Source organism: Paenarthrobacter sp. AMU7, assembly GCF_041200195.1.
Lineage (GTDB): Bacteria > Actinomycetota > Actinomycetes > Actinomycetales > Micrococcaceae > Arthrobacter.
This window is the reverse complement of sequence record NZ_CP165735.1, coordinates 1533354-1559856: the sequence shown is the minus strand read 5'-3', so window position 1 is coordinate 1559856 and position 26503 is coordinate 1533354. Positions and strand designations below refer to the sequence as shown.

At 64.1% G+C, this 26503-nt stretch carries 20 protein-coding genes and 1 tRNA gene; 8 read left to right on the top strand and 13 right to left on the bottom strand.

From position 1 onward, the window contains the following. Positions 1-118: 118 nt before the first annotated feature. From ABQM86_RS07260 to ABQM86_RS07245, 4 genes are all read right to left on the bottom strand, one after another. Positions 119-688 carry a 50S ribosomal protein L25/general stress protein Ctc gene (locus ABQM86_RS07260; RefSeq protein ID WP_207596836.1) on the bottom strand — a complete coding sequence of 190 codons (570 nt, stop codon included), beginning with the start codon at positions 686-688 and terminating at the stop codon, positions 119-121. A 316-nt stretch (positions 689-1004) separates the two neighbouring features. Beyond that, entirely contained in the window at positions 1005-1985 is a 981-nt protein-coding gene (locus ABQM86_RS07255) for a ribose-phosphate diphosphokinase (RefSeq protein WP_011774071.1), read from the bottom strand. Positions 1986-1987: 2 nt separating this feature from the next. Continuing rightward, the gene (gene glmU / locus ABQM86_RS07250) at positions 1988-3481 is read right to left on the bottom strand and encodes a bifunctional UDP-N-acetylglucosamine diphosphorylase/glucosamine-1-phosphate N-acetyltransferase GlmU (protein WP_207596835.1); all 1494 of its coding nucleotides are present in this window, start codon (positions 3479-3481) and stop codon (positions 1988-1990) included. 120 nt (positions 3482-3601) lie between these two features. Continuing rightward, positions 3602-3673, bottom strand: a tRNA-Gln gene (locus ABQM86_RS07245). Positions 3674-3972: 299 nt separating this feature from the next. On the opposite strand from ABQM86_RS07245, the gene ABQM86_RS07240 reads away from it, so the two are divergent. Beyond that, positions 3973-4572 carry a TetR/AcrR family transcriptional regulator gene (locus tag ABQM86_RS07240; protein WP_026542776.1) on the top strand — a complete coding sequence of 200 codons (600 nt, stop codon included), beginning with the start codon at positions 3973-3975 and terminating at the stop codon, positions 4570-4572. A 427-nt stretch (positions 4573-4999) separates the two neighbouring features. Here the strand turns inward: ABQM86_RS07240 and ABQM86_RS07235 are convergent, their stop codons facing one another. The 5 genes from ABQM86_RS07235 to ABQM86_RS07215 form a co-directional block, all read right to left on the bottom strand. Further along, entirely contained in the window at positions 5000-6832 is a 1833-nt protein-coding gene (locus ABQM86_RS07235; protein ID WP_280627530.1) for an ABC-F family ATP-binding cassette domain-containing protein, read from the bottom strand. 35 nt (positions 6833-6867) lie between these two features. Beyond that, entirely contained in the window at positions 6868-7860 is a 993-nt protein-coding gene (locus ABQM86_RS07230) for a 4-(cytidine 5'-diphospho)-2-C-methyl-D-erythritol kinase (protein WP_337339553.1), read from the bottom strand. Beyond that, the gene (gene rsmA / locus ABQM86_RS07225) at positions 7857-8738 is read right to left on the bottom strand and encodes a 16S rRNA (adenine(1518)-N(6)/adenine(1519)-N(6))-dimethyltransferase RsmA (protein WP_207596831.1); all 882 of its coding nucleotides are present in this window, start codon (positions 8736-8738) and stop codon (positions 7857-7859) included. The genes ABQM86_RS07230 and rsmA overlap by 4 nt, the downstream gene beginning before the upstream one ends. A 26-nt stretch (positions 8739-8764) precedes the next feature. After that, a complete protein-coding gene (locus ABQM86_RS07220; protein ID WP_207596830.1) occupies positions 8765-9916 on the bottom strand; it encodes a resuscitation-promoting factor in 1152 nt (383 codons plus the stop codon). Between the two features lie 291 nt (positions 9917-10207). Beyond that, positions 10208-11095: a TatD family hydrolase gene (locus ABQM86_RS07215; protein WP_207596829.1), complete on the bottom strand. Its 888-nt coding sequence runs from the start codon at positions 11093-11095 to the stop codon at positions 10208-10210. A gap of 197 nt (positions 11096-11292) precedes the next feature. Here ABQM86_RS07215 and ABQM86_RS07210 point away from each other — a divergent pair, with 197 nt between their 5' ends. The 3 genes from ABQM86_RS07210 to ABQM86_RS07200 are packed head-to-tail and all read left to right on the top strand — an operon-like array spanning position 11293 to position 16316. Then, positions 11293-12381, top strand: a complete 1089-nt coding sequence (locus tag ABQM86_RS07210; RefSeq protein WP_207596828.1) for a MoxR family ATPase — start codon at positions 11293-11295, stop codon at positions 12379-12381. 9 nt (positions 12382-12390) lie between these two features. After that, entirely contained in the window at positions 12391-13818 is a 1428-nt protein-coding gene (locus ABQM86_RS07205; protein WP_369746275.1) for a DUF58 domain-containing protein, read from the top strand. Further along, positions 13815-16316: a DUF3488 and DUF4129 domain-containing transglutaminase family protein gene (locus ABQM86_RS07200; protein ID WP_369746274.1), complete on the top strand. Its 2502-nt coding sequence runs from the start codon at positions 13815-13817 to the stop codon at positions 16314-16316. The genes ABQM86_RS07205 and ABQM86_RS07200 overlap by 4 nt, the downstream gene beginning before the upstream one ends. Before the next feature lie 117 nt (positions 16317-16433). Here ABQM86_RS07200 and ABQM86_RS07195 read toward each other — a convergent pair whose 3' ends face one another. After that, positions 16434-17915: an NAD-dependent succinate-semialdehyde dehydrogenase gene (locus ABQM86_RS07195; RefSeq protein WP_026542786.1), complete on the bottom strand. Its 1482-nt coding sequence runs from the start codon at positions 17913-17915 to the stop codon at positions 16434-16436. A gap of 160 nt (positions 17916-18075) precedes the next feature. Further along, on the bottom strand, positions 18076-18951 hold the full coding sequence (gene rsmI, locus ABQM86_RS07190; protein ID WP_369746646.1) for a 16S rRNA (cytidine(1402)-2'-O)-methyltransferase: 876 nt from the start codon (positions 18949-18951) through the stop codon (positions 18076-18078). A 251-nt stretch (positions 18952-19202) separates the two neighbouring features. Here rsmI and ABQM86_RS07185 point away from each other — a divergent pair, with 251 nt between their 5' ends. From ABQM86_RS07185 to ABQM86_RS07175, 3 genes are all read left to right on the top strand, one after another. Beyond that, a complete protein-coding gene (locus tag ABQM86_RS07185) occupies positions 19203-20894 on the top strand; it encodes a dolichyl-phosphate-mannose--protein mannosyltransferase (RefSeq protein WP_369746645.1) in 1692 nt (563 codons plus the stop codon). A 10-nt stretch (positions 20895-20904) separates the two neighbouring features. Beyond that, positions 20905-22737, top strand: a complete 1833-nt coding sequence (locus ABQM86_RS07180; protein WP_369746273.1) for a long-chain fatty acid--CoA ligase — start codon at positions 20905-20907, stop codon at positions 22735-22737. A gap of 113 nt (positions 22738-22850) precedes the next feature. After that, positions 22851-23342 (top strand): hypothetical protein, encoded by a 492-nt coding sequence (locus tag ABQM86_RS07175; RefSeq protein ID WP_369746272.1) that lies wholly within the window; start codon positions 22851-22853, stop codon positions 23340-23342. Here the strand turns inward: ABQM86_RS07175 and ABQM86_RS07170 are convergent. After that, entirely contained in the window at positions 23339-24448 is a 1110-nt protein-coding gene (locus tag ABQM86_RS07170) for a TIGR01906 family membrane protein (protein ID WP_369746271.1), read from the bottom strand. The genes ABQM86_RS07175 and ABQM86_RS07170 overlap by 4 nt on opposite strands. A 139-nt stretch (positions 24449-24587) precedes the next feature. After that, positions 24588-25580 carry a stage II sporulation protein M gene (locus ABQM86_RS07165; RefSeq protein WP_337339544.1) on the bottom strand — a complete coding sequence of 331 codons (993 nt, stop codon included), beginning with the start codon at positions 25578-25580 and terminating at the stop codon, positions 24588-24590. Positions 25581-25688: 108 nt separating this feature from the next. Here ABQM86_RS07165 and ABQM86_RS07160 point away from each other — a divergent pair, with 108 nt between their 5' ends. Beyond that, positions 25689-26492: an RDD family protein gene (locus ABQM86_RS07160; RefSeq protein ID WP_369746270.1), complete on the top strand. Its 804-nt coding sequence runs from the start codon at positions 25689-25691 to the stop codon at positions 26490-26492. Positions 26493-26503 lie beyond the last annotated feature (11 nt).

Here is a 26503-nt window from a genome sequence, read left to right as displayed (position 1 = left end):
TCAGCGGGAACTGATGTGCCGGCGGGACTGGTCTTGAACAGGGGAAGGACAAAGGAAAGTGGCCGGGACCCGAAGGTACCCGGCCACTCAACGGCTTGCGCCTCAAGCAGTCACAAGACTACTCAGCGGCCGGTGCTTCTTCTTCAGCCTCGGAAGCGGTCTCCGCGATGCGGACCACCAGGGTGTCGCCTTCGGTGAGGAGGGTGGAACCCTTCGGCAGGACGAGGTCGGAAGCGTGGATGCTCTCGCCGGCCTTGAGGCCTTCGATGCTGACCTCGACGGCGGTGGGAACGTGGGTTGCCTCAGCCTCGAGGGAAACCGTGGTGGCTTCGAGGCTGGCAACAGCACCCGGAGCAACTTCACCGGAAACGTGGATCGCGATGTCGACGGTAACCTTCTCGCCGGCCTTCACGGTCTGCAGGTCAACGTGCTCGATGATCTGCTTTACGGGATCGCGCTGGATGTCCTTGACGAGCGTCAGGTGCTGCTCGCCCTCGACGTCGATCGCCAGAAGGGCGTTGGAAACGCGCACTGCCAGCGTGGTGGCGCGGCCCGGCAGGTTGATGTGGATCGGCTCTGCGCCGTGGCCGTAGATGACAGCCGGGATCTGGCCGGCCATGCGTGCACGGCGGGCGAAACCCTTGCCGAATTCGGTGCGCAGTTCTGCGGTGAGCTTCTGCTCAGACATGTGTACTCCTTGATTACTGTGGCGCCCGGTAAAATCCGGGCTGGTCTATCAGCAAGGGCGGAGGTCTGGAGACCTTCTACGCCCGGCTGAGTGCGGCCGCTGCGCAGCCGTTCCGCCTGTGTCGAAGGAGATGCAGACCCAGTCGATAACGGAGACCCGCAACCCAGGCCCACGCAACGTGGACCGGATGTGCTCTCCCTCGCCAAGGTATCCCCAAGAGTTTAGCAGCGGAAGGCGTCCAACATGAAAACGGGCAACAAAACGGGCCACCCGCATGCCCGGAGGCAGCGGATGGCCCGTTCTGATTCAGGCAGTCTTATGCCTTGCCGTCAAACAGGCTGGTGACCGAACCGTCGTCGAACACTTCACGGATGGCGCGTGCAATCAGCGGTGCGATCGACAACACCGTCAATGACGGGAAGCGCTTCTCGGCAGGGATGGGCAGCGTGTTGGTGACCACGACTTCGCGGGCGCCGGAATCGGCCAGGCGCTGCGCCGCGGGGTCGGAGAAGACTGCGTGGGTGCAGGCGATGATGACGTCCTTGGCACCGGCGTTCTTCAGGACCTGGACAGCACCGGAGATGGTTCCACCGGTGTCGATCATGTCATCGATCAGGACGCAGGTGCGGCCTTCCACCTGGCCAACAACGGTCTTGGAAACAGCCTGGTTGGGAACCGTGAGGTCGCGGCTCTTGTGCACGAACGCCAGCGGGGCGCCGCCCAGTCGTTCGGCCCACTGCTCGGCAACGCGGACGCGGCCAGTGTCGGGGGAAACAACGGTGATGTTGTCAGCCTCAACCTTGGTGCGGATGTAGTCAGCCAACAGCGGGATGGCCATGAGGTGGTCAACGGGGCCGTCGAAGAAGCCCTGGATCTGCGAGGTGTGCAGGTCCACGGACATGATGCGGTCCGCGCCGGCAGTCTTGTACAGGTCGGCAACCAGGCGGGCCGAGATGGGCTCGCGGCCGCGGCCCTTCTTGTCCTGGCGGGAGTAGGGGTAGAACGGCGAAACAACCGTGATCCTCTTGGCAGAGGCGCGCTTCAGGGAGTCGATCATGATCAACTGCTCCATCAGCCAGTTGTTCAGCGGTGCCGGGTGGGCCTGGATGACGAAGGCATCGGTGCCTCGCACGCTCTCGGCCGAACGGACGTAGATTTCCCCATTGGCGAAGTCGTAGGCGTCGATGGGCAGGAGCTCAGTCTCCAGCTCCTTCGCGATTTCCTGCGCCAGCTCCGGATGTGCCCTTCCGGCGGCGAGAATTAATTTCTTCTCTCCGTGTGCGGTAATTTCGCTCATGCCTATTTGCCTTCTTCTATGGTTGCCGGGGATTGTGAGGATGTGGAGGCGGACGCCGGTTCCTGGGCGGCTTCAGCCAAAGCAGCGGAAGAGGTCCCCGGACGGTTGGCAATGACCCAACCTTCGGCGTTCCGCTGCGCGGCCAGGCTGAGGGCGAGGGCGCCTGCGGGAACATCCTTGCGGATGACGGCCCCGGCGCCACTGTAGGCACCGTCGCCTACCGTCACGGGAGCAACGAAGACCGTGTTGGAACCGGTGCGGACGCCCGAGCCGATGACCGTACGGTGCTTCTTCTCGCCGTCGTAGTTGGCCGTGATGTTGCCGCAGCCGATGTTGGTGTCCTCACCGATTTCCGCGTCGCCGGCGTAGCCCAGGTGGGACAGCTTCGAACCGCGGCCGATGGTCACGTTCTTGGTTTCGTAGAACGCGCCGATCTTGCCGGTCTCCCCCAGCACCGTGCCCGGGCGGAGGTACGTGAACGGTCCTACGCTCGCCTTGGCGCCAATGGTTGAACCGGAACCATGCGTGCGGATCACCTTCGCGCCCTCGCCCACGTTGACATCGGTCAAGGTGGTGTCAGGACCCACGACGGCGTCGCGGGCCACTGTGGTGGAACCGTGCAGTTGGGTGTTGGGCAGCAGACGGACGTCTTCGTCGAGGGTCACCGTCGAATCGATCCAGGTGGTGGCCGGGTCAACCACGGTCACGCCGGCACGCATCCAGGATTCGATGATGCGGCGGTTGTGCTCGGCGCCCAGCGCCGAAAGCTGGATGCGGTCGTTGGCGCCTTCAACCTGCCAGCGGTCTTCGGTCACGACGGCGGCAACCCGGCCACCGGCGTCGCGCGCCAATCCCAGGACGTCAGTGAGGTACATCTCGCCTTGCGCGTTGTCCGTGGTCACCTTCGCCAGCGCGGTGCGCAGCACGGCGGCATCGAAGGCGTAGATACCGGAGTTGACCTCGCGGATGCTGCGCTCGGACTCGCTCGCATCTTTGTGTTCACGGATGCCGGTGACAGTTCCGTCTTCGGCGCGGAGGATCCGGCCATAGCCCGTGGCATCGTCCAGGACCGCGGTGAGTACCGTGACAGCGTTGCCCTCGGCCTCGTGGGTGGTAACGAGTTCGCCAAGCAGTTCGCCCGTCAGGAGCGGAACATCGCCGTACGTCACTACGACGGTGCCGGTAAGTTCGGCTTCGGCGTCGAGGGCCTTGAGGGCCACCTCCACTGCGCGACCGGTACCGGGGACATCGTCCTGGTCAACAATCAATGCTTCGGGATCCAGCCCGGTGACGTGCTCGGCCACGCGGTCGCGCTCGTGCCGGACAACAAGCGCCAGCTTCAGCGGAGTGATGGAACGGGCTGCCAGGAGAGCGTGGCCCACCATGGAGCGTCCGCCAATTTCGTGGAGAATCTTGGGGGTCCGGGACTTCATGCGCGTTCCAGCGCCTGCGGCCAAAACTATGACCGCTGCGGGACCGGTGGATTCGGGGCTCACGTACTGGCTCTCCTTGCTCGGTATGTCCCGGGTAACCCGGCTTCGGAATGCTGCCATCCCAATGGACCCAGGCACCGTTCGAGCCGTTCCAGGTACAGAGAGGAGCGCATTTTCCGACCGTTCCGCCCATAGGATTCGAACCTATACTCCACGGCTCCAAAGGCCGGGGTGCTGCCATTACACCAGAGCGGACCGTGCATGATTCACACCATCAAGCAGCAGGGCTTGACGGTTTCCCGGGCTACCGGGATGCACACACAAGAATCTAGTTTGCCATGACCATTGCATGCTTCGCGACTTGACCGCCCGGCACCCCGGCCACGGCGCACTTCGCGATGCCTCCCGCGCCCCTTTCCGACCCGCCATGCCGGGCCTGTAACCGGCCGGTAAGGCATGATGGTCACGTGAGCAAGCGCACTGAACTCCCCCGGCCCGAGGACACCGTTGCACCCTTGGACCAGGTTTCCACCGGCCCTGGAGTCCGCATCAGGATGACCGGCCAGCAGCGCAAATCCCAGCTCATCGGCATTGGCCGCGCACTCTTCGCTGCCCGCGGCCTGGACGGCACCACCATTGAGGAAATCGCTGCCAGCGCGGGAGTTTCCAAGCCCGTCATCTACGAGCACTTCGGCTCCAAGGAAGGCCTGTACCGGCAGGTTGTGGAGACCGAATTCCGGATCCTGCTGGACTCCATTACCGAAGCCCTCAGTACCGAAGCCAAACCCCGGGTACTGGTGGAACGCGCAGCCCTGGCCCTCCTTGGCTACATCGAAGACCGCACCGACGGATTCCGGATCCTCATGCGTGACGCCCCGCCATCGCAGCCCGAAGGCGCCTTTTCCACACTGCTCTCCCACGTCACTGCCCGGGTGGAGCACCTGCTGTCCGACGAATTCGCCCGCCGCGGGTTCAGCGCCGCAGACGGTGCCATGTATGCGCAGATGCTGGTAGGGATGGTGGCAATGACCGGCCAGTGGTGGCTCGACAGCCGCACACCGGACAAGCGCGCCGTCGCCGCCCACCTGGTGAACCTGGCATGGAACGGCCTCACCGGGTTGCAAAAGGAGCCCGGACTGCGTTCCGAGGCTTAGGTCCCTGCCTTGGTCACCCCCACAGCGCCGTCGCCCTCAAGGCACGCTCTCTCACATCCCACGCCCTTAAACCCAACCCTCTCTCACATCCCACGTCCTTAAACCCAACCCTCTCTCACCCCCCATGTGGCCCGGGTTGGGCTGCGGAGGCGAGGCACGTGGTTTCTACGCGGATATGACGCGGCCAACGGTGAAACGACGGTCAAGTAGTGGACCCCACGGCCCCATTGGCTCATAGGCTCCGAAGGGACGTGAGAGAGCATCGACCCCAAACCCGAGGGACGTGAGAGAGCATCGACCCCAAACCCGAGGGACGTGAGAGAGCGTCGGTAATCCGCGGTCAGCGGGACAGCGGCAGGCATCCGGAAGCATGCGTCAAGGCGAAGGACCGGCCGGCACACACACGAGGTTGCGGCGGCCCCACCATCTACTCGCCGAGGATTTCAGCGGCCTCCAACCACTCCAGCTCCAGCCCTTCCTTTTCCTCGAGCAACTCCTGCAGCTTGGCGTTGAGTTCCCCCAAGGCATCGAAGTCGCCGGATTCGGACTTCGCTGCCATTTGGGTGTGGAGCTTCTCTTCCTGCTGCGAGATCTTGCCGAGTTGGCGGTCGATCCTGTTGAGGTCCTTGCGGGCCTCCCGCTTTTCGGCTTCGCTGGCACCGGACGGAGCAGCAGCGGAAGCAGAGGACCCGCTGCCAGAGGTCGGCGCGCCGGAGCCCCCACCAACAGCGCCGGATGCAAGGGCGGCTTCACGCAGCTCGAGGTACTGGTCGACGCCGCCCGGCAGGCCACGGAGTTTTCCGTCGCCGAGCAACGCCATCTGGTTGTCGGTAACGCGTTCCAGCAGGTAACGGTCGTGGCTGACAACCACCAGGGTCCCGGGCCAGCCGTCCAGGACGTCTTCGACGGCGGCCAGGGTGTCGGTGTCGAGGTCGTTGGTGGGTTCGTCGAGCATGAGGACGTTGGGCTCCCCTACCAGGAGGCGCAGGAGTTGGAGCCTGCGGCGCTCACCACCTGAGAGATCGCTGACGGGTGTCCACTGCTTTTCCTTGGTGAACCCGAGCTGTTCCACGAGCTGGCCTGCGGTGAATTCCTTGCCGCCCACGCTGAAGGACCGCTTTTCGCGTTCGATGACTTCAATGACGCGCAGGTCGGAGACGTCGTCGAGTTCTTTGACGTCCTGGGTGAGCACGGCGGTGACCACGGTCTTGCCGCGCTTGACTTTGCCGGAGGTCGGCTGGATTTCGCCGTTGAGCAGTTTCAGCAGGGTGGACTTTCCGGCACCGTTGACACCCACCAGGCCAAGGCGTTCGCCCGGTGCGAGCCGCAGCGTGATGTTGTCAAAGAGCTTCTGCCCGCTCTCGCCGCCCAAGAAGTCCAGGGTGATGTTCTCGAGGTCCAGCACGTCTTTGCCGAGTCGTGCGGTGGCCATCTTGCTGAGCGCCACCGAGTCGCGGGGATCGGGCACGTCGGCAATGAGGTCGTTGGCGGCTTCGATGCGGAACTTCGGCTTGGCGGTCCGGGCGGGGGCGCCGCGCCTCAACCACGCGAGTTCCTTTTTGACGAGCTGCTGGCGTTTACCTTCGACGACGGACGCCATGCGGTCACGCTCGGCGCGGGCCAAAACGTACGCGGCGTATCCGCCGTCGAACATGTCCACCATGGCGTCGTGGACTTCCCAGGTGTAATTGCAGACCTCGTCGAGGAACCAGCGATCGTGGGTGACCACCAGGAACGCGCCTTGGTTGGCGCGCCAGCGAGTCTTCAGGTGCCGGGCCAGCCAGGCGACGCCTTCGACGTCGAGGTGGTTGGTGGGTTCGTCCAGCATGATGACGTCGTGGTCTTCGATGAGGAGCTTGGCCAGCGCAACGCGGCGCTTTTGGCCACCGGAAAGGGCGTGGACGTTGGCGTGCCAGTCGACGTCGCCCACCAGTCCGCCCATGACTTCCCGGATCTTGGCGTTGGCGGCCCATTCATGGTCCGCGCGGTCGCCGACGATCGCAGCGCCCACTGTCAGGTCGCCGTCGAGCACGTCGCCTTGGTCCAGGTAGCCCACGTTGACATCGCCCCGTTTGGTGACCCGTCCGGAGTCCGGCGTCGAGCGCAGGGCGAGCAGGCGCATGAGGGTCGATTTGCCGTCGCCGTTACGGCCCACCATGCCGATGCGGTCGCCATCCTCCAAACCGAGGGTGACGCCGTCGAGGACAGTGCGGGTCGCGAACGAAACGGTGAGGTTTTCGCCGCCAAGCAGATGGGCCAATGGGTACTACTTTCTACTGCTGGAATGCGGAGGTACTAAAGGAGGGTATCGGAGATGATCCGGGCGCCGGGCACCGGGCCGTGGACCGCCAAGGCAGTGTGGCCGCGGTGGGTCAACTCTTCGGCGAGGACACTGGCTGAAACGGAGTCGCGGGCAAGCAGGGCGATAGTGGGGCCGGAGCCAGAGACCATTCCTGCCAGGGCACCGCGTGCTTCGCCCAGTCCGATGGTGTCGCGAAGTTGTGGCGCCAACGTGATGGAAGCCCTCTGAAGGTCGTTGATCAACACCCGGCTGAGGGTCTCAGGGTCTCCATGACGGAGCGCTTGGAGGATGGTGGGGTCCACGGCCACTGGTTCCGGAATGTCCACGCCCTCGGAATCCCGCAGTCCGTCAAGGGTCCGGAAGACGTCAGGTGTCGAGAGCCCGTAATCTGCAAAGACCAGCACCCAGTCCATCTGGGCTTTGGCCAGGGCCGGGGAGAGTTTGTCGCCCACGCCCAGCCCGACGGCGGTGCCCCCCAGGAGCGAGAACGGCACGTCTGCCCCCAACTCTGCCGCCAGATGCGCGAGTTCCTCGCGGGACAGTCCGCTGTTCCACAGGGCATCGCAGGCCAGCAGGGTCGCCGCAGCATCCGCTGAACCGCCGCCCATGCCACCGGCCACCGGCACGCGCTTGGTGATTTCAAGGTGCACACCGGTGGGCTTCTCGGACATTTCGGCCATGATGGCCGCGGCCTTGTAGGCGAGGTTCCGCTCATCCAGCGGAATGTCCACACCGTCGAGGTCAAGCGTGCTGTCGGGGCTGATGCTGACAGTGATTCCCTGTGCCTCGGTGCTGGTTGCCGCCACTTCCTCATAGAGGGAAACGGCAAGGTAGACACTGGCCACCGAATGGTAGCCATCAGGCCGCAGCGGTCCGACGCTCAGGGAGACGTTGACCTTCCCGGGCGCTTTGACGCGGACTGTCCGGGCATGGAAGCGGTCCCCCGCGAACGGGAGGCTGCTGGGTTTGCGGGTGCCCGGGTTCATGCGTCCACGGGGTGGCGGGCTTCGGCGATCTTGACATAGGCGGAGATATCCAGGACTTCGCCGCGCGCGGTGGGGTCCACGCCGGCCGCAACCAGGCATCGTTCTGCCTCAGCGGCGCTCCCGGCCCAGCCGGCCAGCGCCGCCCGAAGGGTTTTCCGGCGTTGGGCAAATGCAGCATCGATAACGGCGAAGACCTGCTCGCGGGTGGCATGGGTCCGGGGCGGATCGTGGCGTGTGAAAGCCACGAGTCCCGAATGGATCTTGGGCGCAGGCCAGAACACGTTCATGCCGATGACACCGGCTTTGCGCATGTGCCCGTACCAAGCGGCCTTCACGGAGGGAACACCGTAGATCTTGGACCCGGGAGTCGCAGCAAGCCTGTCAGCTACCTCGTCCTGCACCATGACCAGGCCGTGCTGCAGGCTCGGGAAGTGCTGCAGGAGGTGAAGCACCACGGGGACCGCAACGTTGTACGGCAGGTTTGCCACCAGTGCCGTGGGAGGCACGGGCAGTTCGGTGACCTTCATGGCGTCGGAGAGCACCAGGTGGAAGTTGTCTTCTGCTCCGGGCCGCCAGGCACGCACAGTCGCCGGCAGTTTCTCCGCCAACACGGGGTCGATCTCCACCGCCACAACAGTCTTGGCTGCGTCCAGCAAGCCGAGGGTCAGCGAGCCAAGTCCAGGGCCGACTTCCAGCACGGTTTCATCGGAGTCGATGTTGGCGGCCGCCACAATCCTGCGGATGGTGTTGCCGTCAATCACAAAGTTCTGCCCAAGGGTCTTCGTAGGGCGTACACCGATTTCCTCGGCAAGCCGTCGGATGTCTGTGGCGCCCAGCAAAGGCGCGACGGCGGCGGGTTCGGAATTCGGTTCAGTCACCTAGGTATCGTATCGCCTGTGGAGGGTCAGGCTGCGTGCGCGCAGCCCCAGTCGCGGAGGCCGTTCTTGGCGTAGAGGCGGTTGGCGATATCAATCTGCTGTGCCTTGGTGGCCAGGCTGGCGTTGGGAGCGTAGGCTCCGCCACCATTGGCCAGCCACGTCGGGCTGGAGAACTGGAGGCCGCCGTAGTAGCCGTTGCCGGTGTTGATGGACCAGTTTCCACCGGACTCACACTGGGCAATCCTGTCCCACATAGCTTCGTTCGGTGCGCCCGTGGGGCCGCTGGAGGTTGCGGCTGCCTTGGCCGGAGCAGCTACCGGGCGGGCTTTGGTGCCCACGCTGACCTTTTCGGTCACCGGCTTGGTGGTGACATTGCTTGAGACGAGGGCTCGTGACGCTTCACGCCCGTCAACCAGGACCAGCTTGAACGTCTTGACCAGCGAACCGGCCACACCTTCCTGGGTAACCTTCTCTTCGCCCTTGAACAGCTCAGCAGTTTCGGTCTTCACGCTTTCGAAGGGCACTTCCTCCGTGGCTTCTGCGGTCTTGCTGGTGTCCACGCGGGAGACCTTGATCACCATGTCCTGAACGATGGGCGCGTTGCCAGGCTGTGAGATGCGGTCGTTGGCGCCGACGGTGACGCCGGTGTCCTTCAGCACGGTGGCGACGTCGGCCGCCGTCGTGGTGGTGGTGGTGTCCTTGCCGTCGGCAACAACACTGATGGTCTTGGGAGTTGAGATGGAGACGAAGGAACCGGTGACTTCCAGCGATGCTTCCTTCGGCTGGGAGATTTCGGAGGAGCTTGCCACTCCAAGTTCGCTGACCAGTGCGGCGACATCGGGGGCGTTCGTGTTCACGGTCTTGCGCGCGCCGTCCAATTCAATGGACACCGCCTTCGCGAGGTTGATGTTGACCACGGAGCCGTTATCCACACGGGCGTCGAGGGCGGGAGAGACCCTGTCAGCGTCCTTCAGCTCAACCTTGGCCGCCTTGACCACCTGGTCAACTGTGCCGCCGAAGGTCTGGATGGAACTTACCTTGCCGTCCACGTTGAGGGTGACAGTCTTGTTGTTGCCCACAAACGCGACAACTCCGACCACCAGCGCTGCAACAACCAGCAACTGGGCACCGACTTTGAGGAAGCTGAACTTGCCATCCGTTGTGAAGAACTTGATCACGATTGCCCATAACTCTCAGACCATCCGGGCACGGGGAAAAGCACAGAAATAATGCCAGCGGCAAAACGGAGGGGCCAGGCACAAAGCCTGGTCCCACACTTGCTGCCGGCATCTGCGCCGCCAATTACATTCAACTGATGAAGGCCGGATTCAACCGGCCCAGCTGTCCGAAGGCCTTCCCCGACCCCGGCTACTTGTTTAACACAGTAACCGATCTGTTATAAACCAACCAAGACTTCTGCATACCGGGTATTCATTTCGGGCACGGGGAAGGCGCCTCGAAGGAGCGCCTCAGGCCCATGAGCCGTAGGCCTGGAGCGTGTTTTCCGCCAAACGCGAACAGAGCTCGGAGAGGTCATCACCGGTCACTTCCGCCATGGACCGGACGGTGTAAGGAACCATGTAGCTCGCGTTAGGCCGGCCACGGTACGGGTGGGGCGTCAAGAACGGCGAATCGGTTTCCACCAGGATCCGCTGTGGTTCGGCGATGGCCAGCGCTGCGCGCAGGTTCCCGGCATTCTTGAACGTCATGGTGCCCGCAAACGACATGTACCACCCATTCTGGTTGCAGATCCGGGCCAGTTCTTCGTCTCCGGAGAAACAGTGGAACACCACCCGCTCCGGGGCACCTTCCTCCATCAACACCTTCACCACGTCGTCGTGGGCGTCGCGGTCGTGGATCTGCAAAGTCAGCCCCAACCGTTTGGCGATGTCGATGTGGCGCCGGAACGAGTACCGCTGGGCCACCAGCCCTTCCCCGTGGGTCCGGAAGAAATCCAATCCCGTTTCACCGATGGCGCGGATCCGCGGGTGGGCTGCCAGCTCTTCGATCTCTGCGAGCGCCGACTCCAGTTCACCGCGCCCGGCGTAAACCGGGGCGTCGTTGGGGTGGATTGCTACGGCACCGAGCAGGCGCGGATCCGCGTCCACTGCCTGCACTGTGAAGCGGGACGACTCCAAATCGCAACCCACCTGCACAGCGCCTTGCACACCTACGGCCTCAGCCGAGTCCATCGCGTCGCGGACCGGGACCTCGATCAGTCCGTGCCGGAAATCCAGGTGCGTGTGGTTGTCCATGACCGGAACGGGGAGGGGTTCAGGTGCCGGCGGGTATTCCTTGCGGGAATCCGTATCCTCGGATGACGCACGGTACGCAACAGGGGCGAGCGAATTACACATGCTCCCACCTTAATCGGACCATGGTCCCCCTGAGGCAGCGGCCGGGTGGGCAGAGGTAAATTCCACTCGGCACATAAATTCCTGAGCACTATGTCAGCGGCGGCCAATGTCTGGGTAGTCTGGAACGGACAGACGGTCAAGAACAGCAACACGTCATCAAGATTGCTGGTGCAGTGGCCACGGCTGAAGGGCAATCCATGGAGTCCAAGCGACAAGTATCCGTTGAACCTACCCCGTTCCAGGGCGAGGCTTACAGTACCCTGCCGCGGGAAGGTGCAGCACTCAATGGACACAGGCCGCAGGTCATGGATGCGGAACGCTTCCACGATGCCAGCGAACGCATCCTGGGATCCATCAACAAGGTCATTGATGGCAAGGCCGACGCCGCGAAACTCGCGTTGACGGTTCTGCTGGCCCAAGGCCACCTCCTGCTGGAAGATGTTCCCGGCGTCGGCAAGACCCTGCTGGCCAAGACACTGGCGCGGACCGTGGACTGTACCGTCTCCCGCATCCAGTTCACGCCGGACCTCCTTCCGTCAGATGTCACCGGTGTCTCCATTTACAACCAGTCGTCCCGGCAATTTGAGTTCCGGCCCGGCGCAGTGTTCGCGAACATTGTGATCGGCGACGAAATCAACCGGGCTTCGGCCAAGACCCAGTCCGCGCTTCTTGAGTGCATGGAAGAGCATCAAGTCACCGTTGACGGACATTCCTATCAACTGGGCCTGCCCTTCATGGTGGTCGCCACCCAGAACCCCATTGAGATGGAGGGCACGTACCCGCTGCCCGAAGCCCAGCGGGACCGTTTCATGGCCAGGATTTCCATGGGCTATCCCGACAAGGAAGCCGAGATCGAAATGCTGGAGACGCACCAGGCTTCCTCTCCCCTGGCCAAAGTGACCCCCGTGGTCACTGCCGCCGACGTCGCGGCCATGATCGCTGCCGTCCAGCAGGTGTATGTGTCCACGGCCATCAAGGAGTACACCGTGGCTATCGGGCGGGCTACCCGCGACAGTGCCCGTCTGCGCCTTGGTGCCAGCCCGCGGTCCTTGTTGCAGCTGTTGCGTGCAGCCAAGGCAACCGCCGCGTTGGACGGCCGGGACTTTGTTCTCCCGGACGACGTAGTGGACGTTACCGAATCGGTGCTCGCCCACCGGATCATCCTGGACCGCAAAGCGGCAAGCTCAGGTGATACGCCGCAAAGCATCCTTCGGGGCATCCTGGCCGCCCTGCCGGTTGCCCAGGAACCGCCCAACGCGTGGCGCAGGGACAGGCACACCGCCTAGGAGGCAGGAATGGCGCTCGTGGATCGGCTCCCCAAGCATTTATTTACCAACCGCGGCTGGGGATTGATGGCGGCCGGTGCCGTCTCACTGGGGTGTGCCTGGGTCATGGGCAGGCGGGATCTCCTGACGCTCGCGGTCTTGTTGCTTCTCCTGCCGTTGGTGGCCCTCGCCGGGGTGCGGGTTCTGAAGCCCAAATTCCAGGTGTACCGGGAGTTCAACCCCTCCACTGTGGAAACTGCCAGCACCACCACCGTTCGTTTGGCGGTAGCACGGTCCTCGTATTCCACAGGGCACGTGATCATGGAGGAGCAGCTGCCTCCCCGCTTCGGCGAGCCGCCGGCGTTCCGTTTTCCGGCCCGCTCAGCATCCGGAGGCACCAGCCGCTACGAATACCATCTCCGCTCCGGCAAACGCGGACAGTTCCGCATCGGCCCGGTGACGGCAGAGTTCAGTGACCCCTTCGGTTTGTCGCTGCGGCGGCATGCGATCGACGACGGCGACATCCTCACCGTGACGCCGGCCGCCGTCGAACTTCCCGTCACCGGACTTGCCGGCGCGCGCGGCAACGATGGCGTGACCGCCACGCGCATCAGGGCCAACCCCAGCGACGACGACATCATGACCCGTGAGTACCGGCACGGCGATCCCATGCGCCGCGTGCATTGGGCGGCTACGGCACGCCACGGGCAACTGATGGTCCGTCAGGAGGAATCGGTCACTACCCCGGAAGCCACCCTCATCCTGGACCAGCGCTTCACGGCTTTTGCCGCAGGAACAGGTTCCATGTTTGGAGCCCATGACGAGGACTCGGACCTGGTCACCAGCCCCGGTTTTGAATGGGTGGTGACGGCAGCGATGTCCGTTGCGGCCCATCTGGCGGAGTGGAATTACTCGTTGCGGGTGCTGGATGTTTTCGGGAGCCCGGCATTCATCCGTTCGCGCTCGGCACCGGAACCGGATACCGAAGAGTTCTCGGGCATCGGAGGCTTGCAGGCCATCGCTGAAGGATTGGCCGCCATCGAACTCAGCGGTCCCAGGCATGTCCGGGCGGAGCACCACAGGGCAGACGCTGCTACGGGCCCAGCCACCGCTGATTCCGCCGATGCTGCCTTCGATGACCGGCTCATGGATAAGCTCGCCGCCCACCGTCTTCGCGGCCCTCTTCTAGCGCTCCTCGGCACGCTGACTCCCGCTGAGGCCAGGTCCCTGGCACCCGCGGCAGCCTACGGAGCCAATGCTTTCGCGCTGATGGTCACTGACGCCGCCCGGAACAATGATGACGTATTGGAGATCCTGCGCCTGGCCGGTTGGCGCGTGGCTGTGGTGACCTCCAGGACCCAACTGGCGGCCGCTTGGTCCTCCTTTGATGAAGGGGGAATCGTGGCCGCGGCAGGGTCGGCCATGGACGTCCGTCGTGGAGCGGCGGTTCCCCGATGACAGCGACGTCCCACCTCGGCACTCCCGCACCGGTCCAACTCGGCGGAACGTCCGGTCCGAAGCCGTCCGGGTCCCCGCGGCCGCAAACCCCGGGGCCAGGGCCTTACCCCTGGGTCATGGCGGTGTCGATCGTTGTTGCCGTTCTGGGCGCTGCCTTGTCCTTGAACGGCGTCCTCAGGGGCTGGGCCTGGTTCATGCCCTTGATCACCACGGTGCTGGTTGTCGCGCTGACCTTGGCTCTTCTTCGGACACTCCGGGCCAAGCCACTGTTGGCCACCCTTGGTTCCTTTGCCTCGCTCGCGGGGATTCTCAGCTTTACGTTCTTCCGGCAGGAAAGCCTGGCGGGTTTCATCCCCACGGCCGGGACGTTCACCGCCGTCGGACGCCTCATCAAACGTGCTGCCGAGACGGTGGTCTCCGAAAGCGCTCCTGTGGCGCCCAACGCCGGGATCGTCTTCGTCATGTGCGCCTGCCTGGGGCTCCTGGTGATTTTGATCGACGCGTTGGCAGTCCCCTTGGCGATGCCGGCGGCCAGCGGCATTGGGCTCCTCGCGGTCATGGTGGTTCCAGCCACCATCAAACCCCAGAGCGTGGGAGTTGCAGGCTTCCTCGGCGCTGCTGTGGGATATCTGCTGATTCTCGGGTGCAGCCACTGGTTCGCCCCTGACGCCAGGCTCCAGTCCGGTTCGGGGCGGGGCGCCGGCCAGTTCAGGCGTTCACTGGTGGCGGGCGGCCTGGCGCTGGCCCTGGCCATGGTGGTTCCGCTGGCCATCCCGGGGTTCGAGACAGGGACCTTCCCCCAGGGATCCCGGCTGAGTCCGTGGGGAACTTCCAACGGGCTCAATCCCATGATCACCCTGGGCAACAGCCTCCGGAGCCCCACGGGGTCGGGCCGCATTACCTACGCCACGAGTGCCAGCGGGCCGCTCTACCTGAGGTCCGTCACCATTGACCACTTCGACGGCGAAACCTGGGCCCCGGACGACCGTGCGGCCCAGCGGCGCGCGGGCGCCGACAGACTGGAAACGGGCTACTCCGTCCAGGCAGAAGTGGTCAACACCGTGACGTCCGTGAATGCCGGCCTCTTCACCAGCCCCTACCTTCCTGCCCCGTTTGCCCCTGCCTCAGTGAACGGCCTCAACGGGCGCTGGACCTGGGACCCGGCCACACTAAGCATCATGAGCACCGAGACCACCACGCGTGCGCAACGGTACGTGGTATTTTCCGGTGCACCCAAGGTCACGGCAGAATCCCTGTCCCAGGCCACAGCGGCTCCCCAAGGCATCTCAGAGGATTTCCTCCGGATTCCGGGCAACCTTCCTGACATCGTGAGGCAAACGGCGGATTCCGTTACGGCGTCCGCCGGGAGCAACTACGGCAAGGCCTTGGCTATCCAGAAGTACCTGCGCTCCGGTGAATTTACGTACTCCCTGCAGGCGCCGGTGCAGAACGGCTATGACGGCAACGGGCTTTCTGTCCTGGCCGATTTCCTGGCCGTCAAGAGCGGCTACTGCGTTCATTTCTCCTCGGCGATGGCCGTCATGGCCCGGGCTGAAGGTATTCCGAGCCGCATCGCCGTGGGCTACGCACCAGGCCGGCTCACGGGCGAGTCCGTGGCGTTGGTCGGCCAAGGATCCTTCCCTGAGTACGAGGTAGACGCCCGGGATGCGCACGCGTGGCCAGAGTTGTACTTCGAAGGACTCGGTTGGGTCCCGTTTGAGCCGACGCCGTCCCGTGGCGTCCCTCCCGATTACGCGACGGAAACCTCTGTTCCCAGCAACCTCAGCACCAATGCGGACGAGAAAGAAGTCCTGACAACACCGGCCCCGGCCACGCCCGCCCCGGTTCCGCTTCCTGGCGTGGAAACCCCGGCGACCGGTTCCCCCAGTGCGAACCCGCTGCCGGTCATCGGCGGGGCCGCAGCAGCCGTGGCGTTGTTGCTTGCCTTCCTGTGGTCTCCGCGGCTGAGCAGGACCATCCTGCGGCGGCGGCGCCTGAACCAAAAACCCCCGGATGAGGCCGACGCCTTGCAGCCCGGCTACAAGGATCCGGCCCCGGAGCTGGCGTGGGCGGAACTGCAGGACCTGGCGACGGACTACGGTTTACCCTCCACGCCCAGCGAAACGCCGAGGCACTTCTCCACCAGGCTTCGCTCCAGTGCCGCCCTCGGAGACGCGGGTGGAATGGACGACGCCGCGCACGTGGCGGTTGCCTCGCTCACCTCGGACTTCGAACGGCAGCGTTATGGCCGCCAGACGGGACCAGCGGCGACACCAGCTGCGGCGACGCGGATCGCCGTCGTGCGTGAAACGTTGCGGAACAATGCCCGCTGGTTGGTGCGCTTCCGCGCGGACTGGCTGCCGCCGTCGATGATGCGCCGGTGGGTCCACGCGCTCGGGGCGCCGTTCCGGTCCGTGGGGTCGCTCGCTACGGTGGTTGGGCGCGGGTTCGCGCGGTGGTGGCGGACGCTCCGCGGTGTGCTTCCACAACGGCGCTAGCTTGAAAGCAAAGGGCCCGGCTCCTGGAACTTGTGGTTCCAGGAGCCGGGCCCTTGCGTGTCACAGCCGTTCTTGTTGCGAGAGCGGCGGACGGGGCTCTTTGGTGGAAAGAGCAGCCTAGTCGGCGTACGGGTCCGCGATACCTACGTACTGGGTGTAGAGGTACTCTTCGATGCCTTCGGAGCCGCCTTCGCGGCCCAGGCCGGACTGCTTGACGCCACCGAACGGTGCGGCGGCGTTGGAGATGACACCGGCGTTGAGGCCGAGCATGCCGGTCTCGATGCGTTCGCTGATGCGCAGGCCACGGTTGAGGTCCTTGGTGAAGACGTAGGCAACCAGGCCGTATTCGGTGTTGTTGGCCAGGCGGACTGCGTCGTCTTCGGTGGAGAAGGTGATGATCGGCGCTACCGGGCCGAAGATCTCTTCCTGGAGGATGCGGGCGTCGGCGGCGACGTTCTTCAGCACGGTGGGCTGGTAGAAGTAGCCGGGACCGTCGACGGCGGCACCACCGGTGACGGCGGTGGCACCTCCTGCTACGGCTTCGCTGACGAGGGCGTGAACGCCGTCGCGGGCCTTGCCGTCGATGAGCGGGCCCACCTTGGATTCGGGCTCGGTGCCGCGGGCGGTGGTGAGGGAGCCGATCTTGGCGGCGAACTTCTCGGCGAAGGAATCGGCGATGGACTCGTGCACGATGAAGCGGTTGGCTGCGGTGCAGGCTTCGCCCATGTTGCGCATCTTGGCGGCAATGGCACCTTCAACGGCCTTGTCCAGGTCGGCGTCTTCGAAGACGACGAACGGGGCGTTGCCACCGAGCTCCATGGAGGTGCGCAGGACCTTGTCCGCGGCTTCGCGGATCAGGGCCTGGCCCACCGGCGTGGAGCCGGTGAAGGAGATCTTGCGGAGGCGGTCGTCCTTGATCAGGGGGCCGGTGACAGCACCTGCGGTGGAGGTCTGGATGACGTTCAGGACACCTGCGGGGAGGCCGGCTTCCTGCATGACCTGGGCGAACAGCAGGCTGGTCAGCGGGGTCAGATTGGCGGGCTTGAGCACCATGGTGCAGCCAGCGGCGACGGCGGGGGCTACCTTGCGGGTGGCCATGGCCAGCGGGAAGTTCCACGGGGTGATCAGCAGGCAGGGACCTACCGGCTTCTTCTGCACGAGCAGGCGGTTCTTGCCGTCGGGTGCTGCGGAGTACCGGCCTGAGACGCGGACCGCTTCTTCGGAGAACCAGCGCAGGAATTCGGCACCGTAGGTGACTTCACCACGGGCTTCGGCCAGGGGCTTGCCCATTTCCAGTGTCATCAGCAGTGCAAAGTCTTCGGCACGCTCGGTGACCAGTTCAAAGGCCCGGCGCAGGATTTCGCCGCGTTCGCGCGGTGCGGTGCGGGCCCAATCAGCCTGGGCGGCAGCAGCGGCGTCGAGCGCCGCGGCGCCGTCTTCAGCACCGGCGTCGGAGATGCTGAGCAGGACCTTGCCTGTGGCAGGGTCCTCAACATCAAAGGTCTTTCCGGAACCGGCCGGGCGCCACTGACCGTTGATCAGCAGGCCGGTAGGGACGGAAGCCAGCAGTTCGCTTTCGCGTTCAACCGTGACAGTCATGGCGACTCCTTCGTCTTGGGTGCTTTGGAGAATTGCACCACGGGGGTTCGTTGCCGGAAGTGGCGTGAATTACTGCCACGGTACTGCCACGCGAGAAGGAGTGTCTACGCCTTCACGCACTGCCATGCAGGCGCCAATTTGTGCAGCTGCACAGCACGGATCAGCGGGCCGCGAGTACCGCCGAGTACAGCTCCCGCTTGCTGACGCGGGCATCGTCAGCCACTGCTGCCACGGCTTCCTTCAGCCGGATGCCTTGGGACATGAGTTGGTTCACGGCTGCCACGTGGTCCTCGGGTTTGCCGGGCTCCTGTTCAGGCGCACCACCGACCACCACCGCGATTTCGCCGCGGACTTCGTTGTTCTCTGCCCACTCCAGCAGTTCGCGCAGCGTTCCGCGGATGACTTCCTCGTAGGTCTTGGTCAGCTCACGGCATACAGCTGCGCGGCGGTCGGCTCCAAACCGTTCGTGCAGTGCCCGGAGCATCACTTCGAGCCGGTGCGGGGCCTCGAAGAAGACCATGGTGCGGCGCTCGTCTGCCAGGTCGGCGAGGCGTGAGTTCCGCTCCCCCGCTTTACGTGGCAGGAATCCTTCGAAGCAAAAACGGTCAGTGGGAAGCCCGGAGAGTGCCAAGGCTGTCAGCACGGCAGACGGGCCCGGGACGGCAGTGACGGTCAGGCCCGCAGCAACAGCGCCCTCCACCAAACGGAACCCGGGGTCCGAGACGGCGGGCATTCCAGCGTCGCTGACCATGAGGATGGTCTTTCCGGCGCGAACGTGGTCAAGCAATTCGCCGGTCTTGGCAACCTCGTTGTGCTCGTGGTAGCTGATAACCCGTCCGGAGACCTCCACGCCCAAGGCCGTCACCAGCCGGTGCAGACGCCGGGTGTCTTCTGCGGCAACAATGTCCGCAGTTGCAAGGAGTTCAATCAGCCGGGACGATGCGTCGCCCACGTTTCCGATCGGGGTAGCCGCCAGCACAATCCTGCCTACCCCCGCAGTTGCGCCGGCGCCGGCAGCAGGAACTGCCTCGTCCAGGTCGTCGCTGAAGGGAGCCTCGTCCGGGGTGCTGCGCTGTTCGTCCACCTGCCAAGCCTAATGCCGCGGTGCCTCCAACACCGCACCTCAACGCTGTGACAAGGATGGAAAGGTAGCATGGGCGGGTGAACCAGTCGCCCGTTCCTGCCACCACTTCCGGAACTCCTGTGGCGTCCCCTGCAACCGGTGGATCCGATGCCCCCGCTGCCGCAGACAGCAACGGGCAAGCATCTGCCAGGCCCACCGGGGACGTGACGCGTTCGCGGCGCACCGCGGCATTGGACGACACCGTGGCAACGCCCCTTCCAGGCCGCGGGCTTGAACACCACCGGTGGATCGCCCGGCCAACCGAGGCTTACACAGCGCAGGCCCTCAGGGAGCGCCTGATCGGCGGGATCCAGAGTTGGCGGGACTACCCGGCGTCGTTGCGTCTATGGTTCTGGCTGATCCCCACCATCACTGCCGTGCTGGGCGGCATTCTCCGGTTCTTCCGGCTGGATGCCCCGCACAGCCTGGTGTTCGATGAGACGTACTACGTCAAGGACGCCTATTCCTATTTGCTGAGCGGCTATGAGCGCAGCTGGCCCGCGAACGCCAATGACTCCTTCAACGCCGGCAACCCGAACGTCCTGCTCAACACCCCGGAGTATGTTGTCCATCCGCCGGTGGGCAAGTGGATGATCACCTTTGGCATGTGGCTGTTCGGCGGTGACAATCCCTTCGGTTGGCGTTTCGGTGCAGCGCTGACGGGGACCCTGACCGTTTTCCTCGTCTCCCTCATCGCCCTGAAGCTCTTCCGTTCGCACACACTTGGCGCCGTTGCCGGACTCCTGCTCGCCATTGACGGCCACCACCTGGTGCTCTCCCGGACGGCTTTGCTGGACGTCTTCCTGGCGTTCTGGATCCTCGCCGCCTTCGGCGCCCTCCTGTTGGACCGCGACGACGGCCGCCGTCGTCTGGCTTCCCGCCTCGCCGCACAGGCGGCTGCTTCGCCGCTGGGCCGCCCATCCCCCACTCAATTGGTGGCCGGCCCTTGGCTCGGAATGCGTTGGTGGCGCCTGGTTGCCGGGATCTGCCTTGGTTTGGCTGTGGGAACCAAATGGTCAGCGTTGTTCTTCGTGGCCGCCTTCGGTTTGATGACGGTCCTGTGGGACGTGAGCGCCCGGCGCATTGCCGGCATCCGCAGTTGGTTCAGCGCAGGAATCCTCAAGGACGGCCTGTTTGCCTTCGTCACCATCATTCCAGTGGCTGCCTTGACCTATGTGGCAACGTGGACGGGGTGGTTCCTCTCCAAGGACGCCTACTACCGTCAATGGGCCGCCACGAACCCCTCAGCGGGTTGGGATTGGCTGCCCAATTCCGTGCGGTCCCTGGCGCACTACCACCTTGAGGCGTACAAGTTCCATCAGGGCCTCAGCTCGGACCACCCGTATGAGTCCAGCCCGTGGACCTGGCTCCTCATGGGCCGGCCTACCTCGTTCTATTACCAAACACCCAAGCAGGGCACTCCTGGCTGCGTGGTGGAGACCTGTTCCTCGGCCATCCTGCCGGTGGGTAATCCAGTGGTGTGGTGGGGCGGAACCATCGCCCTGGTCATCTTGCTGTTCTGGTGGGCCGGCAGGCGGGATTGGCGCGCAGGTGCCATCCTCGCCGGAGTTGCCGCCGGATACCTTCCGTGGTTCATGTATCCGGAACGCACCATGTTCATCTTCTACGCTGTGTCCTTCGAACCGTTCCTGGTGCTTGGCCTGACCTACGTCCTGGGCTTGGTGCTCGGCCGAAGCAGTGATCCCCCTTGGCGGCGACGGTCCGGGCTCTATGTGGTGGGCCTGGTCCTGGTACTGGCGGTCCTGGCAACGGCGTTCTTCTATCCGGTCCTGACCGCAGAGGTCATCAGCTATCAGGAGTGGCGGATGAGAATGTGGATGCCATCGTGGATTTAGGAGGCAAGCAGTGAGGGAAGCCAGCACGGAGCTTCTGGTCGAGGCCCATCCTGACAGCAATGTGACTGACCTCCTCCTGGAACGCTGTGCCAAGGATCCGTTCGGCATCCTCTACGCCCACAAGACGGCGAACGGTTGGCTGAATGTATCCGCAGCCAGGTTCCTCGCCGATGTCAGTGCCCTCGCCAAAGGACTGATCGCCGGAGGCCTCAATCCCGGCGACCCCGTAGCGGTCCTCTCCCGGTCCAGCTTCGAGTGGACGTTGGTGGACTTCGCCATCTGGATGGCCGGCGGCGTGACGGTGCCCATTTACGAGACGTCGTCCCCGAGCCAGATCGAGTGGATCCTGGCCGATTCAGGCGCCCGGCGCATCTTCGTGGAGGACACGGCCAAAGCAGATCTCGTCCACGCCCTGGTGAACCGGTCCACTGCACTCGGGGACGATCCCGTGGCGATCATGCGGATGGAGCACGACGGCGACGCCCCCAACCTGACCAGCGTCTCCGCCGTCGGGGTTGGCGTCATGGACGCCGAGCTGGAGCGCCAGCGCAGCGCAGCGAATCTCGCCGACATCGCCTCGATCGTCTACACCTCCGGAACCACTGGCAAGCCCAAAGGCTGCGAAATCACCCACGGCAACTTTGTCCTGGTGGCACGGAACGTCATCCCGTTCCTTCCCGAGCTGCTGATGCAGCAGGGGGCCCGGACGCTGATGTTCCTGCCGTTGGCGCACGTACTCGCCAGGGCAGTCCAGGTGGTGTGCCTCACCGCGGGCATCACGCTCGGCCACAGCGCGGGTGCCAATGGGCTGATGGCAGACCTCAGTACTTTCAAGCCCACCTTCCTGCTCGCTGTGCCGCGCATCTTTGAAAAGGTCTACGCCGGCGCCGGGCACAAAGCCGCCATGAGCGGAAAGTCGGCGCTCTTCTCGGCTGCCTCGGCAACCGCTGTGGAATATTCGACGGCGGTTGACCTCGCCGCGCGTGGGCAGGGACCCGGTCCGGGGTGGCTTTTGGGCATGAAGCACACCGCGTTCAACAAGCTTCTCTATCCCAAGGTGCGCGAGGTTTTCGGCGGGAACGTGGGCTACACCGTCTCCGGTGCCAGTCCCCTGAGCCTCCGGGACAACCATTTCTTCCATGGTGCCGGCGTTCCCGTGCTGGAAGGCTACGGGCTGACCGAGACCACTGCGCCTTGCACCGTCAATACGCCCAGCATGTCCCGGATCGGTACTGTCGGGATTCCCCTCCCCGGCACCACCATCCGTGTGGCCCAGGACGGGGAGGTGCTGGTCAAGGGCATTGGCGTCTTCAAGGGCTACCACGCCAATAAAGCGGCCACCGAAGCTGCGTTTGTTGATGGCTTCTTCCGTACCGGCGACCTCGGCGAACTCGACGCCGACGGCTTCCTGACCATCACCGGCAGGAAGAAGGACCTCCTGGTCACTGCCGGTGGCAAGAACGTGGCCCCCGCACCTTTGGAGGAGAAGCTCCGCGAGCACCCTCTGGTGGGTCAGGCATTAGTGGTGGGCGATGGCCGCCCCTTCGTCGCGGCACTGGTGAGCCTCGATCCCGAGGGACTTGCCGACTGGTGCGCCGAGAACAAGGTAGGTGCTTTGTCACCTGCGGAAGCGGCCAGCGACGACCGGGTGAAGGCGGCTGTTCAATCCGCCGTGGATGAGGCCAACAAACTGGTCTCCGCAGCCGAGTCGATCAAGAAGTTTGCCTTCATCACGGCGGAGCTCACCGTCGAATCCGGACACCTGACGCCGTCGCTCAAGCTCAAGCGGGCAGCTGTGGTTGACGATTTCTCTTCAGTTGTGGAAAAACTTTTCGAGAAGTAGTCCCTCCACCTAGGCCGCCTCTATTCACCACCTAGATAAGCCGGTCCCTGCCTAGGTGCCGTCGTTGTCCACGTAGCGTTTTCCTCACGAACCACACGTTCAAAGGGGAACTCATGGCAACACCATCAGGCATACCGACACCGGCGCTCTACTACTCGCGTGTCCGGGCTACCTTGATACCGCGAATTGCGGGTTTCACGATGGTTGCGCTGGGCCCGGTGCTGTTCGTGCTGATCGTCCTGAACAACACACCGGAAGTGCTCTTCGCACCGCTGGTCACCACCGCAGCTGGTTCATTCATCGCCTTCATGACTGTCACCGTCAAGGTCGACTCGCAGAACATCGTGATCGTCTTCTGCGACATCTTCAAACGGACATTGCCCAAGGAGGAAATCGCGACGTTGACCACGGACAACGCGGCCGGACCCAGTGGGTACGGATTCCGATACATGGGGCCCGGCATGGTCGGGTACCTCGTCGGCGGTCCCGAGATCAAAATCGAGTTGAAAAACGGTAAGACCGTCATCGCCAGCACAGATCGCCATGAGCAGCTTGTTCGTGTTCTGGCGCCCCCACAGGGCACGCCGTGGAGCCGGCTCCGCTAGCGCTTGGCGTCAGCTGATTCTCTGCTGAGGTTGTCCGCTTCATCTGTAACAGCGTCATCGTCCGAGACCTCGGCTTGGTCAACCGTTGTGTCAGCACCCCGACGCCGCTTGGTGGGCCACGTGAAGATGAACGTCACCGTCGCCACGAGGAAGACCAGCGCGCCGATGACGATGCCCGCGTCTATCCAGAACTGTCCCGGGAAGAGCCGGATGAGGGTGTCTTCCAGCGAGAAAGTCCAGGTTCCATTGGCGAAGAAGATCCGGTGGAACTCGGTGAAGAACTGCTGCCAGCTCAATGCCGCCAGGACAGCGAGGCCAATGATGATGACCAGTGTGACGATGGATCCGGCAAAGAGCCCTCGACGGATTCCGCCGTTGCTGCGCTTCCGCAGGTACAGGACGGCGATGATGCTGAGGATGATGAGGAGCAAGCCTGCACCGAAGGACGACAGGATGACCAGCTTGACGTCAGCCATGTGCGCCACTTCGCTGTCCTTGAAGAGCTTGGCACCGTCCTGGTGGACCAAGCCACCCAGGTAGCGGGGACCTGCCCAGTTGCTGAGGTAGTCCACGGCGTACGAGCCGTAGGTCATACGGTCATCAGTGCTGAAACCATAGCCGTCGCCCGGGAAACCCGGCCGGTTGTACTCCACCCACAGGAACAAGGGGCTGGTGACCGCCCGAACGGCGAGCACCAGGAGGATCACCGGGTAGAAGACGGCCAACAGGACTTGGAAAACCCGCGGTCCGATTGGCTTCACCTTTGCGGCTTGCTCACGTTCCACGTTGCGTCGGGCCACTTCGTCTTCCGGCGGTCGGACCTGAAGGGCCGACGTCGGCAAAGGTTCCGAATAGTGCGACTCCTGCTTCTCAGCGGAGTTGCCCGCAAGAGTGTCAGCGAACAGCGGGGGTTCCGGCTCGACGTCGGCCGCTTCTGCAGCTTTCCGGTGGGCGCGGCTTTCAGGCTGCCCGCCGGCGGGCGTCGCGGGAGCCACTGCAGAGGCACCACCGGAGGTCTTCGGCTTCATCCAGTCGAAGGCCGGTTCGTTGGGGTCCTCGTGGACGTCCGTGTCCGGTTCTTGTGGTTTTGGGCTCTTGTCGCTCACAGCGGTTTCACTTCCGTAGGCATCCACCGGCGAATGCGTACTGCCGGCTCTCTTGTCTGCATTCGAGCCTACCGTCCGGCCTTACGCCGACACGCTGTGCCACCCCGGGTGCGCCCAGATCGAAACGTAACTGTAAGGTCTACGCAGCGATGCTGCGGTATCCGGCGTCGTTCGCGTCCAGGTCCCCGGTAACACCGGTCCGGGCGGCCCTGCCACCGAGCACCAACGTGTAGACCCAATATCCGGCCAGAACCAAGGCTCCGATGGTGATCTTCGCCCACACGGGCAGCGGACTGGGCGTCACGAATCCCTCCACCATTCCGGAAACGAGCAGGACCAACACCAACCCCAGCGCAATCGTGATCAGGGAACGCCCCTCGTCAGCCACAGCCTGCAGCCGTGTGCGGGGCCCCGGCCGCACCATGGCCCAGAAGATTTTAAGGCCCGCTGCGCAGGCGATGAACACTGCCGTCAGTTCCATCAGTCCATGCGGAAGGATGTAGCTGAAGAAGACATCCATCTTCCCCGTCGCCAGGAAGAGTCCCGCGGCGATGCCCAGGCCTTGGGCATTCATGAACAGGATGTACGGCACCCAAAATCCGGTGACTCCGAATGCCACGGCCTGGGCAGAAATCCAGGCGTTGTTGGTCCACACGGCGCCGGCAAACGAGGCAGCCGGGTTCTCCGAGTAGTAGTCGATGAAGTCTTCGTCCACATACTGCTGGATCCTGGCATCACTGCCCACCGCCCTCAGCGCCTCCGCCGACGTTCCAATCCACAGGGCATACGCCCCTGCCACCACCACGAAAGCCAGTCCGCACCACAGGGTCAACCAGCGGATCCGGTAGAACGCCGCGGGTAAGGCGATGACGAAGAACCGGGCCAGGTCCTCCATGAAATTCGAGCGCGCCCCCGTGAACCGGGTCCGGGCCTGTGCCAGCCCTGCGGACAGCGTGGCGGACAACGCTGTCTCCGGAGCCACCGAGCGGATCAGGGACAAATGCCCCGATACCGTCTGGTAGAGCCGCAACAACTCATCGGCTTCGGCTCCCGTGAGACGGCGCTTATGCGCAAGAAAATGAAGCCTGGACCATTTGTCCCCATGTACGGCCGAGAAGGCGTCGATGTCCACGGCACCACCCTAGCGCCTCAGTCCACGCACGGGGTGGGTCCCGCCGCTAGACTCGGTGATGCGGGCACGCCAAGCGTCCGCAGCGTTTGCGAGGCATGGGGGCTGGGCATGAGTTCAATCATCACAGGCGAGGCAGTAGTCCTCGAACTGCGACCGGCATCCTTTGCTGCCCGCGCGCTGGGACTCATCCTCGACATCATCTCGCAGGTAGCCCTCGCGATACTCCTGATCATCCTCATCGGCATGGCGTCAGAGGACCTCGACGACGCCGCGATCCGCGCACTGATCCTCAGCAGCGTTGTGTTCTCCATCGTCATTGTTCCCGTCGCCGTGGAAACCCTCACCCGTGGACGATCCCTGGGAAAGTTCGCAACAGGACTTCGCATAGTGCGCGACGACGGCGGTTCCATCCGCTTCCGGCACGCCGTCATCCGGGGGCTTCTTGGCGTCCTTGAGATCTATCTGACCTTCGGCGGCCTCGCGATCGGCGTGGCACTGTTCAACGACAAATCCAAGCGCCTTGGCGACATCGTGGCCGGCACTTACTCACTCCGCCAGCGGGTTCCCTCAAAACCGCGCATCATGCCGGTGGCACCGCACTACCTCCAGGCCTGGGCCGCCATGGCGGACATCGGCAGGGTCCCGGACGCCACTGCACGAAGGGCCGGTACCTTCGTGCAGCAGGCCTACCTCATGTCCCCGGAATCCCGGGTCGCCATGGCCACGGCCATCGCCTCCGAACTGGCCAAATACGTGGCCCCTCTCCCGCCCTCCGGGACCATCGCCGAGGACTACATCGGGGCCGTCCTCGGGGAACGACGCAACCGCGAACTTGTGCGGCTGCGCCAGGCGGAGCAGCGGAACGCGACCGTCGGTGAGCGACTACAAAAGCTGCCGTTCACTGACGTTTAGTGCCTGCCACC

Coding starts and splice junctions, on each gene's coding strand:
- ABQM86_RS07260 (WP_207596836.1), bottom strand. CDS start 688: ATGTCTGAGCAGAAGCTCACCGCAGAACTGCGCACCGAATTCGGCAAG.
- ABQM86_RS07255 (WP_011774071.1), bottom strand. CDS start 1,985: ATGAGCGAAATTACCGCACACGGAGAGAAGAAATTAATTCTCGCCGCC.
- ABQM86_RS07240 (WP_026542776.1), top strand. CDS start 3,973: ATGACCGGCCAGCAGCGCAAATCCCAGCTCATCGGCATTGGCCGCGCA.
- ABQM86_RS07230 (WP_337339553.1), bottom strand. CDS start 7,860: ATGAACCCGGGCACCCGCAAACCCAGCAGCCTCCCGTTCGCGGGGGAC.
- ABQM86_RS07215 (WP_207596829.1), bottom strand. CDS start 11,095: ATGTGTAATTCGCTCGCCCCTGTTGCGTACCGTGCGTCATCCGAGGAT.
- ABQM86_RS07210 (WP_207596828.1), top strand. CDS start 11,293: ATGGAGTCCAAGCGACAAGTATCCGTTGAACCTACCCCGTTCCAGGGC.
- ABQM86_RS07205 (WP_369746275.1), top strand. CDS start 12,391: ATGGCGCTCGTGGATCGGCTCCCCAAGCATTTATTTACCAACCGCGGC.
- ABQM86_RS07200 (WP_369746274.1), top strand. CDS start 13,815: ATGACAGCGACGTCCCACCTCGGCACTCCCGCACCGGTCCAACTCGGC.
- ABQM86_RS07195 (WP_026542786.1), bottom strand. CDS start 17,915: ATGACTGTCACGGTTGAACGCGAAAGCGAACTGCTGGCTTCCGTCCCT.
- ABQM86_RS07175 (WP_369746272.1), top strand. CDS start 22,851: ATGGCAACACCATCAGGCATACCGACACCGGCGCTCTACTACTCGCGT.
- ABQM86_RS07160 (WP_369746270.1), top strand. CDS start 25,689: ATGAGTTCAATCATCACAGGCGAGGCAGTAGTCCTCGAACTGCGACCG.